Genomic DNA, 16036 nt, shown 5'->3' with positions numbered 1-16036 from the left:
AAATTTTGGCAGAAATGACACCTAAAAAAATTGTAGCTGCTTTAGATCAATATATTGTCGGACAAAATAAGGCTAAAAAGGCGGTTGCAATTGCTTTATATAACCGTTATCGGCGGACACAACTATCCGAAAAGATGCAAAAAGATATTACGCCGAAAAATTTATTAATGATTGGACCTACAGGGGTGGGTAAAACAGAAATTGCACGGCGTTTGGCAGATATTGTGCAAGCTCCTTTTGTTAAAGTGGAAGCTACCAAATTCACTGAAGTAGGTTATGTAGGTCGTGATGTCGAATCGATGGTACGCGATTTGGTTGATGTGGCGGTTAAATTGGAAGAAGAAGCCCAATTTAAAGATGTTCGTGCCCAAGCGCGTAAGCAAGCCGATAAATTATTAGTTAAGTTACTAGTACCCGGTGTTAAATCTAAACCCAAACAACCTAGTGGTATTCAAGATATGATGTCTGTTTTCAATGCTTTCAGTCGTGGTGAGAATCCAATGGCGGAACAAGAAGAAGTGACTGATGAAGTCCGCAATCAACGCTTGAGTGTTAAAGAACAGTTGGATCGCGGTTTATTGGAAGATCAAGATGTTACGATTGAAGTTCCTGAAACTGGTAAAGTGAATCCGATGAATGATTTGATGGGGCAAATGGGTATTGATTTAAATAGTGCTGTAGATTCTTTAGTACCCAAGAAAAAAGTTAAACGTACTTTACCTGTTAAAGATGCCCGAGAAGTTTTGATTGAACAGGAATCGGATAAATTAGTAGATCACGATGCAATTTATCAAGCGGCCATTAAGCGAGCAGAAAACAATGGCATTATTTTTATTGATGAGATTGACAAAATTACTGCTGGCAACAAGAAGAATTCGGGCGAAGTATCTCGTGAAGGTGTACAAAGAGATATTTTGCCAATAGTGGAAGGTTCCAGAATTAATACAAAATATGGTAGTGTCAATACTGATCATATGTTGTTCATTGGTTCAGGAGCGTTTGCAGATAGTAAGCCTAGTGATCTCATTGCCGAGTTGCAGGGGCGTTTTCCAATCCGAGTAGAATTAGATGATTTAACAGAAGCTGACTTTGTGCACATTTTGACAGCACCAAATAATGCTTTGGTCAAACAATATATTGCATTAGTAGGCAGTGATGGAATTCATTTGACTTTCACTAAAGAATCAATTGAAGAAATTGCCCGCTTAGCTGATCAAGTTAATCATGACAGCCAAAATATCGGCGCCCGGCGTTTAGCAACAATTTTGGAAACTGTGCTTGCTGATATTATGTATGAAGCGCCAGATATGCAAATGGGCGATATTACAATTACACAAGATTACGTTGATCAAAAAGTTGGTAATATTGTAGCTGATAGTGATTTGACCAAATACATTCTGTAGAAAAGAGTTCTGGTATCGTGACGGAAGTTAGATTAAGTAATGACCAGTTACAAGTGGCTATTGAAAGTTTCGGCGCACAAATTATTAGTGTTTTTGATCAGAACAAACGAGAACGTATTTGGCAAGCAGATCCTAAAATTTGGGGACGACATGCGCCGATTTTGTTTCCTATCGTTGGTCGATTAGTTGATGATCAATATGTTTATCAAGGACAAACTTATCATTTGACGCAGCATGGTTTTGCGCGAGATCAAGAATTTAATATTATTGCTCAAAATAAAACTAGTGTAACTTTTGAATTGCGTCAGCTACAATTGCAAAAAGATTATCCTTTTTGTTATTCTTTGCAGATTAGTTATGAACTATATGCTAATATCATTCAAGTTAGTTACAATGTGCAAAATTTATCTATAGCGGACCTGATGTATTTTTCTATTGGAGGACATCCTGCTTTTAATTTTGCTTACCGTTCTAAGATGGCACAATTACGCTTTGCAAAACCTGAATCAATGCGAGAATTAGGTTTTACTGCAGATAATTTAGTAGATATTTCGATAGCAAAAGCGGTGCCAAGTATCATGGATCTGTCAGCACAAAGTTTTGTGAATGATACGCATATTTTTCAAAATGCGGTCAATAATATTGTGGCGCTAGTCCAGGATGGCCAAACACAAGTTACATTAACCACTAATGCTCCATATATTGGTGTTTGGTCACCTTATGATACGCCAGCTGATTTTGTTTGTATTGAACCATGGTGGGGAGTTGCTGATACTGTTAATAATGATGGTCAGTTAGGTCATAAGTTTGGCATTAATCAGTTGCAACCAAAGCAAGTGTTCAACGCATTTTGGCAAGTTTGTTTTAATTAATGGTTGACATTTGTGGAGAGTAATTATATGATTCTCACCATAGATTAATAATATTTGTTAAACAAGTTGATCAGGGGTAGCAGTTTACTTGAATATCATACAGAAAGCCTTCATTGGTTGAGAGAAGGCGATGTTGTAACTGTAAATGACCTGTAATTGGTACGCCGAGTCTAGTAGTAGATAAGGTTGTAATGGTTGGTACTCTTTATTGTACACGCGTATTTATATTTTTATATTTGTACGTTGCTGAGAAAACTAGCATTAGCTTGTTTTGAATTAGAATGGTACCACGGTGAAAGTCGCTTCTAGAATTAGTTCTGTAAGGGAATTAAGTTCTGGAAGCTTTTTTTGTTGGCAATATTATTAGTCAAAATAAATGAGGTGAAGATAATGAAAAAAAATAAATTTTTACGTATTTTATTAGGGCTTAGTCTTTTAAGCTTTTTAGTTGTCGTGGCTGGTTGTGGAAAACAGCAAGCTAAAGAAGAAACTGTAAAAGTGGGTATTAATAATGCGGATGCCTCAATTTGGAAAATTGTCCAGCAAAAAGTTAAAAAAGAACATATCAATTTAAAAATCGTTGAATTTTCTGATTATAATCAACCTAATACTGCTCTATCACAAGGGGAATTGAACATCAATGCTTTTCAACATCGTTATTTCTTGAAGAATTGGAATCAAACGCATCATACCGATTTAGTGGCGATTGGTGATACGGTTATTCAGCCTATGACAGTTTATTCCAATAAATTAACTAGTCTCAAACAACTTAAATCAAACGCTAAAGTGGCTATTCCTAATGATGCTTCTAACGAGGCGCGGGCTATAGAATTACTAGAAAGTGCTGGTTTGATCAAATTATCTAATACCAAAGGAAAATTGCCTGATATTAAAGACGTAAAAGATAATAAACTACACTTGAAATTAGAAATTTTAGATGCTGCTCAAACAGCGCATTCACTAGAAGATATGGACGCTGCTGTAATCAATGGTAATGTGGCGAGTGCTGCTAAATTAAGTCCCAAAAAGCAAATTTATAAAGAAAAAGTTTCAAAGCAATCTAAGCCTTGGGTTAATGTAATTGTTGCTAATAAGAAAGATAAGAATAATCCAACTTACAAGAAAATTGTGAAAGCTTACCAATCTAAAGCCGTTGAAAAACAAGAACGTACTATTTACGGTAAAGATGTTGTATCTGCTTGGAAAGTTAAATTTTAGAAAATAGTTTATGGGGGAAATTATGTTAGATCAGACTGAACCAATTATTGCTCAATCATTAAAAGATTTGAAAAATTATGTAGCACTTGCATCAGTTTCGGCTAAGCAGCAAGCTCAAAAACAAACGGCACAATTTATTAAGCAACTTTTAGAAGATCGTTTGGATGCGACGGTGCAACTTTTTAATGATTATCAGGCGCCACTGGTTTTTGCTCAATTACAGCCCAAACAACCGAGTGAAACTACAATTTTAATTTATAATCACTATGATGTTCAACCAGAAGAGCCATTAGATTTATGGCAAAGCGATCCTTTCATATTGAGGCAAACTGCGCAGCAGTTATTTGGCAGAGGAGTTGCTGATTGCAAAGGCGACTTTATCAGCCGCTTAGCAGCGTTGCAATTATATTATCAAGAGCACCATGATTGGCCTTGTAATATTAAGTTTTTGTTGGAAGGTGAAGAAGAAATTGCTAGTCAACATTTAGGTGATTACTTAGCAAAATATCATGATTTATTAGCTGCCGACTTGATTTTGTGGGAGTCGGGCGCTAAAAATGAATTTGAACAGTTTACGATTGAAGGTGGCAATAAGGGGGTTCTTTGTTTTGAACTGACTGCTGTCACTGCTGATATTGATCTACATTCATCGTATGCTGCAGTAGTTGACAGTGCTGCTTGGCGTTTGGTAGAAGCTATTAAAAGTTTGCGAAGTGTTGACGGACAAATTAAAATTCCGGGATTTTATGATGAAGTGGTTCCACCTTCTGTGACAGAAGAACTATTAGTGCAAGAAAATCAAGTGCCTAATCTAACTAACAAGTGGAATTTACAAGTACCACTATTACAAAATAAGAGCATTAATTATAATTTAGCTTTTGCACCGACAATTAATATTGAGGGTCTGAGCGGTGGTTGGCAGGGATCCGGTGTTAAAACGGTGACTCCAAAGCAAGCACAAGCGAAACTGGAGTTTCGTCTGGTCCCAGATCAAGATCCACAAGTTATTTTTGACAAGTTAACTACTTATTTAGCTAGTCAAGGCTTCACAGATATTAAAGTGCAATATTTGTTAGGTGAGAAAGCTTATCGTTGGGACTTGCAGAGTGATATGGCACAAAAATTAATTACTACTGCCAAACAATTTTATGGTGATCAACAAGTTGCAGTACTGCCATCTAGTGCAGGAACGGGCCCGATGCATTTGTTGCATTACTATACGCAAGCCGATATTTTATCTTGTGGTGTGGGCTATAGCAAATCAGGTCCACATGCACCTAATGAAAATATTAGATTACGTGATTATTTAGAATTTATTGAGTTTTTTGTTGATTTTTTAAACAAAGTATAGGAAAAGTTAGATGACAGAAAATAATGCGATTATTAAATTGAGAAATATTGATGTAGATTTTGGTAGTCATAGTCATGAGCAAACTGTTCGGGCTGTCAACCAAGTGGATTTAACTGTTCAACAAGGCAATATTTACGGTATTATTGGTTATTCTGGTGCTGGTAAAAGTACTTTAGTACGAGTAATTAACTTATTACAAACACCAACTCATGGAACAGTGCACGTGAATGGTCAAGATCTCTTACAATTGTCTGTTGCTGAATTACGACAGGCGCGTAAAAAAATTGGTATGATTTTTCAACATTTTAATTTAATGGAAGCCCGTACAGTGTTTAGTAATGTTGCTTTTCCATTGTTGGGTTCAAAATTTACCGCTAAACAACGTAAACAAAAAGTTACTCATTTATTAGAATTAGTTGGTTTAAGTGATAAAGCAACTAGTTATCCAAGTCAGTTGTCTGGTGGGCAAAAGCAGCGAGTAGCAATTGCTCGAGCCTTAGCTAATGATCCACAAATCTTGATTTCTGATGAGGCGACTAGTGCCTTAGACCCAGAGACCACGACTGAAATTTTAAATTTATTAAAATATCTGAATAAAAAATTACAGATTACAATTGTGGTAATTACGCATGAAATGGATGCTATTAAGCAAATTTGTCAAAACGTAGCCGTCATGGACCAAGGTAGAATTATCGAACGCGGCAGTTTGCTTCAAATTTTTGGGCATCCACAAACTAAGATTGCTCAGCAATTTGTTAATTCAGCGACGCAATTATCTTCCGCGCTTCAAGAAATCAAGCAATCTAATCTAGCTACAGAAGTTTATCAGCTCAATTATGTTGGGCAAGTAACTAATGATCCAATCGTAATTGAACTATATAAAAAGTTTAATTTACAAGCGAATATTTTATTTAGTAATATTGAACAATTGCAGGCCACGACTGTTGGCATTATGCTAGTTGAGTTTGCTGGTTCTAAAGAAGACATTGTGGCAGCTTTAGCTTATTTAGATCAGCTAGGGATCAGCGTACAAAAAATTGATTTAACACAAATTGAGGTACACTAATGCAAAAAATAATTAATTCTTGGTTTCCTAATGTTGTAGTAAATTGGAGTGGTGATAATGGTTTTGTAGGTGCCATTTACCAAACCCTTTATATGACTTTTGTGAGTGCGCTCTTCGCAGGTATTTTGGGTTTGATTTTGGGAATTATTTTGGTAGTCATTGCTGATGACGGTATTTTACCGCATCCACGTTTTTATTATTGTTTAGATAAGATTGTCAATCTGGTTCGTTCCATTCCATTTGTCATTTTGTTAGCGGTTATCGGTCCTTTTACTAAATTAATTGTTGGGCAGACTATTGGACCAACTGGAGCTTTAGTGCCTTTGATTGTTGGGACGGCACCTTTTTTTGCTCGTCAAGTACAATTAGCGCTCTTAGAAGTTGATCCAGGTGTCTTAGAAGCGGCACAAGCAATGGGAATGACTTCATGGCAAATTATTTATCATGTCTATTTAAAAGAAGGATTACCTGAGTTGGTACGATCAGGGACATTAACTTTGATTAGTTTGATTGGCTTAACAGCGATGGCTGGGGCTGTCGGAGGAGGCGGTCTGGGCAATATGGCTATTGCAGTAGGTTATCAGCGGTTTCAAAATGATGTAACGTTTGTTGCTATGATCTTAATTTTAGTCTTAGTATTTATTGTACAAGGTTTAGGAGATTGGCTGATTAGAAGATTGAAACATTAAAAAAATGATGTGTTGGCTTTTTAAACCAGCACATCATTTTTAATTGTTCTTTATCAAAATAAAACTATAATATTGCTATTTTTTACTTTTTTTTTGACTTAAATAGTAAACTAAACCAACATGAATAATATTTTCTTGATGACTGAAAATACGCTTAATGTTGGATAAATGACGCCAATAAACAATAATCGTCACCAAAATGCCTGCAGCTAAAAAATACGGATCATGTGTAGGGATAATGGCAATGGTTAAAACCGGCAAAGAAATTAAACTGGCAATGCTGACTGTGCTAGTCAATAATACAATGATTGTAAACATTGAAAAGGCAAACAAAAATAATGGTGGATTGTAGGCTAATAAAATACCAGAAGCGGTAGCCACTGCTTTGCCACCATGAAAATGCAAAAAGATGGGAAAACAATGTCCTAAAACGGCTGCTAAACCAATAATAATCATCCATTGTTTGCCGGGAACTTGGAAAAACATCGGTAAACTGGCACCTAAAGTTCCCTTAAAAATATCTAAAGCTAATACTGTAATTCCGGGTAGAACACCAAAAACTCGAAAAGTATTTGTCGTACCAATATTACCACTACCAAGCTGGCGAACATCTTGTTTGAAAAATACTTTGCCAATAACATAAGCTGAGGGAAATGATCCAATCAGATATGCTAAAATAAAACAGATTGCGATTTTTAACAACAATAAAACCTCCGTGATCAGGAACTAGCCTGATTGATACTAATCCTAAAGCTATATTTTAATACAAAATGCTTAAATATTCTGTTTTTTTTGAAAGTGAGTTTATATGACAAGTAATTATAACGATTCATCGATCCAAATTTTACATGGTTTAGAGGCGGTGCGAAAAAGACCGGGAATGTATATAGGTTCTACTGACGCACGTGGCTTACATCATTTAGTGTATGAAATTTTTGATAATGCGGTCGATGAAGCTTTGGCTGGCTTTGGTCGCGAGATCAAGGTCACCATTCAAATCGATAATTCGGTTAAAGTTGAAGATCAGGGAAGAGGTATGCCAACAGGGATGCACGAGTCAGGTATTCCAACCATTGAAGTGATTTTGACGGTGCTACATGCTGGCGGTAAATTCTCTGAGAATAATTATAAAACTTCTGGTGGTTTGCATGGAGTTGGTTCTTCAGTAGTTAACGCACTGTCTAAATGGCTCAAAGTTGAAGTAGTGCGTGAGCACATTGCATATGAAGAAGAATTTGTAAATGGCGGTCAACCAGTCGGGACACTGAAAAAAATTGGCGAGGTTAAAAAAGCTAACGGAACGACAATTACTTTTAAGCCTGATGATACGATTTTTCAAACTACTACTTTCAATTTTAATACGCTAGCAGAACGTCTGCGGGAATCAGCTTTCTTACTTAAAGGAGTTAAGATAACTTTAACTGATGAACGCGCTGGACAAGAGACAACTGAAAATTATTGTTATGCAGATGGAATTCAATCTTTTGTTAAGTATCTCAATGAAGGCAAGGATACTATTGAAGATGTTTTTTATTTTGAAGGCACCAAAAACAAGATTGAAATTGAATTTGCTGGACAGTACAATGACGGTTACTCTGAAAGTGTTTTATCTTTTGTCAATAATGTGCGCACTAATGACGGCGGTAGCCATGAAGTTGGAATGCGCTCTGGGCTGACAAAAGCTTTTAATGAATATGCTCGTAAAAGTGGTTTGCTCAAAGATAACGATAAGAATTTGGAAGGCAGCGACGTACGTGAAGGCTTAAGTGCGATTTTATCGGTGCGAATTCCGGAAGATTTGTTGCAATTTGAAGGACAGACTAAGGGTAAGTTGGGAACACCAGAAGCGCGCAGTGCAGTCGATAATTTAGTTTATGAAAAAATGACCTTTTATTTACTGGAAAATGGTGAATTTGGACAAACTTTAGTTAAAAAAGCATTGAAAGCTCGGCAAGCGCGTGAAGCGGCTCGTAAAGCACGAGAAAATAGTCGCGGTCAAAAAAAGAAAAAAGATCAAGGTGTTTTATCTGGTAAATTAACACCAGCGCAATCCCATAACGCCAAAAAAAATGAATTATATTTAGTTGAGGGTGATTCTGCTGGTGGTTCGGCTAAACAAGGTCGCGATCGAAAATTTCAAGCAATTTTGCCGTTGCGGGGCAAAGTTTTGAATACGCAAAAAGCTAAATTGGATGACATTTTCAAAAATGAAGAGATTAATACGATGATTTATACTATCGGTGCTGGTGTTGGTGCTGAATTTAACGTGAATGACAGCAATTACGATAAAATTATTATTATGACTGATGCGGATACTGATGGTGCACACATCCAAATTTTGTTGTTGACCTTTTTTTATCGATATATGCGTCCTTTAGTAGAAGCTGGCAAAGTGTATATTGCACTACCACCGCTATATAAATTACAAAAAAGTCGTGCTGGTAAAACCCAAATTGAATACGCGTGGACAGATACAGAGTTGACTCAGGTCACTAAAAAGATTGGCAATGGTTATAATTTGCAGCGCTTTAAAGGTTTGGGTGAAATGAATGCAGATCAATTGTGGGAAACGACTATGAATCCGCAAACTAGAACCTTGGTGCGTGTGCGCATTGATGATGCTGCATTAGCAGAAAGAAGGGTCACCACTTTGATGGGTGACAAGGTAGCACCGCGTAGGCAATGGATAGAAGAAAACGTTAAATTTAATTTAGAAGACGACGGCAGTATTTTAGATAGCGATGAATCTAAAACTGCTGGTATCGGTGAACAAGATTTGAAAGAACAATTAAATCATAAATAAGAGGCAAAATAATGGTTGATGATGCAAGAATTAAAGAGCTGTCCCTCGAAGAAATTATGGGTGATCGTTTTGGACGTTATTCCAAATATATTATTCAAGAACGAGCCTTACCTGATGTTCGTGACGGTTTAAAACCAGTACAACGTCGGATTTTGTATGCAATGGCTCAAGATCATAATACCTATGAGAAGTCTTTTAAAAAATCTGCTAAATCTGTGGGAAACGTAATGGGTAATTTTCATCCGCACGGTGATAGTTCGATTTATGAAGCATTGGTTCGGATGAGTCAAGACTGGAAATTACGCGCTCCTTTGATTGAAATGCATGGTAATAATGGTTCTATGGATGGTGATCCACCTGCTGCCATGCGTTATACGGAAGCACGTCTCAGCAAAATTTCTCAACAAATGTTACAAGATATTGATAAAAATACTGTCGATATGGTACTCAATTTTGACGATACGCAAGAAGAGCCAACTGTATTACCGGCGCGATTGCCAAATTTATTGGTTAATGGTGCCACTGGTATTTCGGCTGGCTATGCTACAGAAATTCCGCCACATAACTTGGGTGAGGTAATCGATGCTGCAATTGCTTTAATAGATAATCCTAATTTAACGCTAGAGCAGGCTATGAAATATGTAAAGGGACCGGATTTTCCCACTGGAGGTATTTTACAAGGGATTGAAGGTATTAAACAGGCTTATAAAAGTGGTCGCGGTAAAGTGGTGCTGCGCTCGAAAACTAATATTGAAGAGTTGCGCGGGCATCGCCAACAAATTGTAATTACGCAAATTCCCTATGAAGTTAATAAGGCTCAATTAGTCAAAAAAATAGATGAAATTCGCTTGGCGCATAAAATAGAAGGTATTGCGGAAGTACGTGATGAAACAGATCGCCACGGATTATCGATTGTGATTGAATTGAAGCGCGAAGTTGATGCTCAAAGTGTTTTGAATTATTTGTACAAAAATACTGATTTGCAGATTACGTACAATTTTAATATGGTAGCTATTTTAGGCATGCGTCCACAACAGCTAGGTTTATTACCAATTTTAAAAGCCTATGTTAAACATCAGCAAGATGTTGTTTTGAGACGCACGCAATTTGATCTAACCAAAGCGCAACAACGGTTGCATATTGTGGATGGTTTGATTAAAGCTTTGAATATTTTAGACCAAGTAATTTCTACAATAAGAACTAGCAAAAACAAGCAAGATGCGCAAAATAATTTGGCGAAAACTTATAATTTTTCGCTAGAACAAGCTATAGCTATTGTGTCTTTGCAACTTTATCGTTTAACGAATACTGATGTTAGTGAGTTACAAAAAGAACAGGCGGAACTACAAGCTAAAATTACGCATTTTCAAAAAATAATTGCAGATCCAAAAGAATTATTATTAGTAGTTAAAACAGAAATCAAAGCCTTGAAAAAAGAATTTGCTATGCCACGCTTGACCCAAGTACAAGATCAAGTAGAAGAAATCAAAATTGATCGACGTGTACTTGTGGGTGATGAAACAGTGCGTGTTCTAGTGAGTCAACAAGGTTATTTGAAGCGTAGTAGTTTGCGTTCCTATCAAGCTTCAACGCCACAAGATAATGGTTTGAAAGATAACGATGAGATTGTTTTAAATAGTGAAGCATCCACCTTGTCGCATCTTTATTTATTCACTAATAAGGGAAATCTTATTTATCGACCAATTCATGAATTAATCGATACTAAGTGGAAAGAAACAGGGCAACATATTTCCCAGTTAATGTCTTTGGCTAAAGATGAAATTATTGTGAATGCATTTATTTTTGCAGATTTAGAGCAAGCTGGTAATTTTGTTTTAGCTACTAATGATAGCTACATTAAGCAAGTTAGTTTTAATGAACTTTTGCCAGGTCGAACTTATCGTTCGCGTCCCACAATGGCAATGAAAATGCACCAAGACAGTAGTGCAGTAGTACAAGTTAGTTATATTGCTACTATAGATCCAGCTATAGAAATAATTGGCTTTACTAAGCACGCTTACGCATTGCGTTTTTTGCTCACGGAAGTACCAACAGTTGGACCAAAAGCTGCCGGAGTCAAATTTTTAGCTTTGAAACCGGCAGATGAAATTGTGAGTTTTGTTTTAGTTACGTCAGAAAGTGATACTGAATTTATCGGTATTTTGACGCAACGTGGTGCTTTCAAAAAAATGAGATTGACAGAATTGCCATTAACGACTCGTGGTCGTCGAGGTATATTAACTTTACGTGAATTGAAAAAAAATCCTCACATGATAAAATTTGTTTCATTATTTGCGAAAAATGATATATTAGATATTAAGACTGCAAATAATTATCAAGTCCATTTAGCAATGACAGAATTTTCAACGGTTGATCGTTATTCAAATGGCTCTTTTGTAGTTGATATTGCTCATGATGGAACAATAATCCAAGTGAAAAAATCTTCACCTACGGTGTAAGAAAAATAAGTGAGGTATGTAATTAGTATATGACTGTTGGTAAAGATAATTTTACACATGTTTTTACATCTAAATCTTTAAGTTATTTTGCTAAATTGGCAGAAAATTTAAACTACACAAAAACGGCGCGTTCCCTAGGAATTACGCAGCCAGCGTTAACACAACAAATTAAAAAAATTGAACGAAATATTGGTACCCCCCTGTTTTATTCGGTAGGTAAGCAAATCCATCTGACTGATGCCGGACGCATTCTTTTGCAATCAGTTGGCGAGATGTACACTACGATGTATACCGCCATTGACAAGATTCAAAAATCCACATTATCATCCACTGGTGCTATTAAAATTGGCATGTTATCGACTATAGAAGATAGTGTGTTTGAAGAATTTATTATTTGGTATAACAATTTGCAACCCGATGTCGTGGTGGAATTGATGTTATTGACTCGGCGTGAACTTTGGGATGAACTGGAGAATAATCAATTAGATTTAGCTATTATGTATTTGCCCGATTCTTCCATTAAGAACTGGAAGCCTTATCGGACAAAAAGTATCTATCATGAACAGCTCATCTTATTGCACAATAATTCTGAATGGGAGAATGCTGACACGATCACTTTAGAAGATGCCGCTTCTAAACCGTGGGTCAGTTATCCAAGTAATTATTATTTAACAGAATTATTAAACGAACAATTCAAGAATAAATTAGTGAATCCACCTCGTAGTTTAGCGCTTTTTGCTTCACCACATCAAATATTACGCTTTGCGCGTGAGAAAAAAGCTTGTGCTGTTTTACCTGAAAGTTTTGTTCGAGCTAACCGTTCAAAAATTAGTTTGCATAAAACTTATATTGAACCACAGTTTGATTTCGAATTAGATTTTGTCTATCGTAAAGAAAAGGCTAATATTCCGCGGATTGCTACTTTTTTGAATGCGTGGGACCAATTTGTACATGATAAATCGTATCAACAACGTTTAAAAGATTCTGTAATGCGTTAAAATTGTTGTATGATTATGAATAATTTTATTTGGAGGGATTTTTTTGAGTAAAGAACTAGTTTTTGGACATCAGAATCCAGATACAGATGCAATTGTAGCGGCAATTGCACTAGCCAATTTGCAAAATAAATTAGGCAAAGATGTAGAGGCGGTAGCTCTAGGTGAATTGAACGACGAAACCAAGTTTGTTTTGGATCATTTTGATCAAAAAGCTCCGCGCATCATTGAAAATGCTGCCCCAGAAGTCACCGCTGTGATGTTAGTTGACCATAATGAAGCTCAACAAAGTGTGGCAGACATTGCTAACGTGACGGTGACTAATGTGGTAGATCATCACCGAATTGCTAATTTTGAAACGGTGGCACCCTTATATTATCGTGCTGAACCAGTAGGTTGTACTAGCACGATTTTGTGGGAAATGTACAATGAAAAACAGATCACCATTTCGGCTCAGTTAGCGGGTTTGATGCTATCAGCAATTATTTCTGATACTTTGTTGTTGCAATCTCCTACTACCACTGAACAAGATAAAACAGCAGTGCGTGCTTTAGCTGAAATTGCTGGCGAAGATTATCAAGCTTATGGCTTGCAAATGCTTAAAGCTGGTGCCAATATTGCTGATAAAACGGCTGAAGATTTGATTGATGAAGATGCAAAGACTTTTGAAATGAGTACTGCCCAAGTTCGTATTGCCCAGATTAATGTGGTCGATTTACCCGAAGCTGTAGCACGCAAAAATGAATTTGTACAAGCTATGAATAATAGTTCTACTAATAATAATTATGATCTGTTTTTATTAGCTATTACTAATGTTTTAAACAGTGAGACGACATTACTTGCTGTTGGTGAACATACTTTATTAGCTAAGGCTGAGCAAGCTTTTGGCAAGCAATTAAATGATAATTTAATGGAATTACCTGGTGTAGTTTCACGTAAGAAACAAATTGTCCCTCCTTTACAAGAACAATTTTAAAATCTAAATATCTTGATAAAAAGTAGGCGAAAATAATGAAAAATTCACAAAAGTTAGAGATTTTACAAAAATTAATTAGTATCCCTTCAGTCAATGATCATGAAAAACAAGTTGCAGAATATTTACAATCATTATTGCAAACGGTGGGAATTAATAGTGAAATTTTACCGTTAGATGGTGATCGGGCCAATTTAGTTGCTGAAATTGGTTCTGGCAAGCCAGTTCTAGCTGTAACTGGGCATATGGATGTAGTCGATGTAGAGCGAGAAAATTGGCAAACAGATCCTTTTGAATTGACTCAAAAAGGCGATCGTTTATATGGTCGAGGATCTACTGATATGAAAGCCGGCTTGGCCGCTTTAGTGATTACACTAATGGAATTAAAAGAACAACAAGTTCCTTTAAATGGTACAGTGCGCTTATTAGCTACAGCTGGTGAAGAAGTTGGTCAACAAGGTGCTCAAAAATTGTTTGAAGCCGGTTATATGAATGACGTCGATACTTTACTAGTTGCTGAACCATCTGGTTTTCGCGTGCCTTATGCTAGTAAGGGTGAATTAGATTTGCATATTAAATCACGTGGTAAAGCAGCACATAGTTCCATGCCTAAATTGGGGAATAATGCTGTAGAACATTTAATTAATGTCCTCAATAACATTAAAGAAAGCATGCAACAAGCAATTGATGATGCTACTAATGAAGTCTTAGGTGACACGGTCTTTAATATTGATACTTTCCATGGTGGTAGCCAGGATAATGCTATTCCGGGATTTGCTGAAGCAGTATTGAATATTCGTACAATTCCAGAATTAGATAATCAAAAGATTTTGGCTATAATTCAACAACAGATTGATCAATATAATCAGTCCACAAATGGCGAAATTAGTATGGAAATTGGTATGGATATTGTGCCAATCGTAGGTAAGAAAGATTCCAAGATTATTAAATTGATTCAACAAATTGCTCAACCTTATTTGAAACAATATAGTAAAGATCAGCATTATACTGCGGAAAATTTACAGAAGTTGCAACAAATGGCATCTTTATCTGGTATGGAGTTTTCCAAAGATCAGTTATTAACAATGGGCGTTTCTGGTGGTACCGATGCTTCCAAGTTGTTAATTGATAAACCAACAGGGGCTAATTATGTCATGTTTGGTCCAGGCAATGATAATCCACATCAAGACAACGAGTATGTTAGTTTAGAGATGTATCAAGACTTTATTGAAATCTACCAAAAATTAATTATTGCCTTTTTTAAGGATTAGAACGGTGACTAAAAGATAATGAGTAAACAATTTTTGTGCATTGATGTTGGCGGTACGAACATCAAATATGCCTTGCTAGATCGAAAGGGACAAGTTGTTAGTCAAGATAAATGTGCAACGCCCCTGACAGGTTTAGCAGATTTTTTGACGGTAGTGCAAGATATCGTTGATGGTTATACTGGTGCCTACCAAGGTTTAGCGTTTAGTGTTCCTGGACGCGTCGATCATGAAAATGAACGTATCCACGGTGGTGGTTTGTTGACTTTTTTGGATCAGCAAATTTTGCCTGATTTGATTCAAGTAGCTGACGATATTCCAATCACCGTAGAGAATGATGCTAAAGCTGCGGTACAAGCTGAAATGTGGCTCGGCAATTTGCAAGATGTTACTAATGGTGCTGCGGTGGTTTTGGGGTCGGGTGTTGGTAGTGGCATCGTTTTGAACCACCAATTACTAACAGGCAGTCATTTCCAAGCTGGTGAAGTTAGTTTTATGCTACAGGATCAAGCGCTAGACATAAATAGTTTCTCTGGTGCTCATGGATCTGCAGTTGGCATGATTAAAAAGATTGCTAAAGCCTTGCAACTGCCAGATTTGACGGATGGTGAAGCTGTTTTTACTGCGATTCAACAGCATAATGCTAAGGCTACAGCAATTTTTCAAGAATTTTGTCATGATGTAGCTGTTTTGATTAATAATATGCAGGCAGTTTTAGATTTGGAGCGTTATGTGATTGGTGGAGGTATTTCTGCTCAACCAATTGTGGCTCAGACCATTAAAATAGAGTATCAAAAATTACGCGAGAAATTGCCAATTTTAGCAACAACCTTGACTCAACCAGAAATTGTTACCGGAAAATTTCAAAATGATGCTAATCTTTGTGGAGCTTTATATCATTTTTTGCAAGTTAATACTGCTCTCAACTAAGGGGATGAA

Annotated in this window: 13 protein-coding genes; 12 read left to right on the top strand and 1 reads right to left on the bottom strand. The window is 36.5% G+C overall.

Annotated elements, in window-relative coordinates; genetic code table 11:
• Positions 1-5 precede the first annotated feature (5 nt).
• The 6 genes from hslU (at position 6) to MOO47_RS00395 (ending at position 6599) form a co-directional block, all read left to right on the top strand.
• Positions 6-1403 carry an ATP-dependent protease ATPase subunit HslU gene (gene hslU / locus MOO47_RS00420; protein WP_249512886.1) on the top strand — a complete coding sequence of 466 codons (1398 nt, stop codon included), beginning with the start codon at positions 6-8 and terminating at the stop codon, positions 1401-1403.
• 17 nt (positions 1404-1420) lie between these two features.
• On the top strand, positions 1421-2275 hold the full coding sequence (locus tag MOO47_RS00415) for an aldose 1-epimerase family protein (protein WP_249512885.1): 855 nt from the start codon (positions 1421-1423) through the stop codon (positions 2273-2275).
• 390 nt (positions 2276-2665) lie between these two features.
• Positions 2666-3493 (top strand): MetQ/NlpA family ABC transporter substrate-binding protein, encoded by an 828-nt coding sequence (locus MOO47_RS00410; RefSeq protein ID WP_249512884.1) that lies wholly within the window; start codon positions 2666-2668, stop codon positions 3491-3493.
• Positions 3494-3503: 10 nt separating this feature from the next.
• A complete protein-coding gene (locus MOO47_RS00405) occupies positions 3504-4844 on the top strand; it encodes a M20/M25/M40 family metallo-hydrolase (protein ID WP_249512883.1) in 1341 nt (446 codons plus the stop codon).
• 10 nt (positions 4845-4854) lie between these two features.
• Complete coding sequence (locus MOO47_RS00400) at positions 4855-5910, top strand: methionine ABC transporter ATP-binding protein (RefSeq protein ID WP_249512882.1); 1056 nt, start codon at positions 4855-4857, stop codon at positions 5908-5910.
• Positions 5910-6599, top strand: coding sequence for a methionine ABC transporter permease (locus MOO47_RS00395; protein ID WP_249512881.1), 690 nt, complete (start codon positions 5910-5912; stop codon positions 6597-6599). Before MOO47_RS00400 ends, MOO47_RS00395 begins: the two co-directional genes overlap by 1 nt.
• 75 nt (positions 6600-6674) lie before the next feature.
• Here the strand turns inward: MOO47_RS00395 and plsY are convergent, their stop codons facing one another.
• Positions 6675-7301, bottom strand: coding sequence for a glycerol-3-phosphate 1-O-acyltransferase PlsY (gene plsY / locus MOO47_RS00390; protein ID WP_249513575.1), 627 nt, complete (start codon positions 7299-7301; stop codon positions 6675-6677).
• A gap of 106 nt (positions 7302-7407) precedes the next feature.
• Between plsY and parE the strand changes: the two genes are divergently transcribed.
• From parE to MOO47_RS00360, 6 genes are read left to right on the top strand one after another with little or no spacing between them, the layout of a single operon-like run.
• Complete coding sequence (gene parE / locus MOO47_RS00385; protein ID WP_249512880.1) at positions 7408-9402, top strand: DNA topoisomerase IV subunit B; 1995 nt, start codon at positions 7408-7410, stop codon at positions 9400-9402.
• Between the two features lie 11 nt (positions 9403-9413).
• Entirely contained in the window at positions 9414-11861 is a 2448-nt protein-coding gene (gene parC / locus MOO47_RS00380) for a DNA topoisomerase IV subunit A (protein WP_249512879.1), read from the top strand.
• Between the two features lie 29 nt (positions 11862-11890).
• Entirely contained in the window at positions 11891-12859 is a 969-nt protein-coding gene (locus MOO47_RS00375; RefSeq protein ID WP_249512878.1) for a LysR family transcriptional regulator, read from the top strand.
• A 43-nt stretch (positions 12860-12902) separates the two neighbouring features.
• Entirely contained in the window at positions 12903-13832 is a 930-nt protein-coding gene (locus tag MOO47_RS00370) for a manganese-dependent inorganic pyrophosphatase (RefSeq protein ID WP_249512877.1), read from the top strand.
• A gap of 35 nt (positions 13833-13867) precedes the next feature.
• Entirely contained in the window at positions 13868-15100 is a 1233-nt protein-coding gene (locus MOO47_RS00365) for an ArgE/DapE family deacylase (protein ID WP_249512876.1), read from the top strand.
• Between the two features lie 18 nt (positions 15101-15118).
• A complete protein-coding gene (locus MOO47_RS00360) occupies positions 15119-16027 on the top strand; it encodes an ROK family protein (RefSeq protein WP_249512875.1) in 909 nt (302 codons plus the stop codon).
• The last annotated feature ends 9 nt before the right edge of the window (positions 16028-16036 follow it).

This window comes from Bombilactobacillus thymidiniphilus (assembly GCF_023380245.1).
Classification (GTDB): Bacteria; Bacillota; Bacilli; order Lactobacillales; family Lactobacillaceae; genus Bombilactobacillus; species Bombilactobacillus thymidiniphilus.
This window is presented reverse-complemented; position numbering and strand designations above follow the sequence as displayed.

Excerpts from the sequence above, each read along its gene's own strand:
- parE (WP_249512880.1), top strand. The coding sequence starts at position 7,408 with ATGACAAGTAATTATAACGATTCATCGATCCAAATTTTACATGGTTTA.
- MOO47_RS00395 (WP_249512881.1), top strand. The coding sequence starts at position 5,910 with ATGCAAAAAATAATTAATTCTTGGTTTCCTAATGTTGTAGTAAATTGG.
- MOO47_RS00400 (WP_249512882.1), top strand. The coding sequence starts at position 4,855 with ATGACAGAAAATAATGCGATTATTAAATTGAGAAATATTGATGTAGAT.
- MOO47_RS00410 (WP_249512884.1), top strand. The coding sequence starts at position 2,666 with ATGAAAAAAAATAAATTTTTACGTATTTTATTAGGGCTTAGTCTTTTA.
- parC (WP_249512879.1), top strand. The coding sequence starts at position 9,414 with ATGGTTGATGATGCAAGAATTAAAGAGCTGTCCCTCGAAGAAATTATG.
- MOO47_RS00375 (WP_249512878.1), top strand. The coding sequence starts at position 11,891 with ATGACTGTTGGTAAAGATAATTTTACACATGTTTTTACATCTAAATCT.
- MOO47_RS00405 (WP_249512883.1), top strand. The coding sequence starts at position 3,504 with ATGGGGGAAATTATGTTAGATCAGACTGAACCAATTATTGCTCAATCA.
- MOO47_RS00365 (WP_249512876.1), top strand. The coding sequence starts at position 13,868 with ATGAAAAATTCACAAAAGTTAGAGATTTTACAAAAATTAATTAGTATC.
- MOO47_RS00360 (WP_249512875.1), top strand. The coding sequence starts at position 15,119 with ATGAGTAAACAATTTTTGTGCATTGATGTTGGCGGTACGAACATCAAA.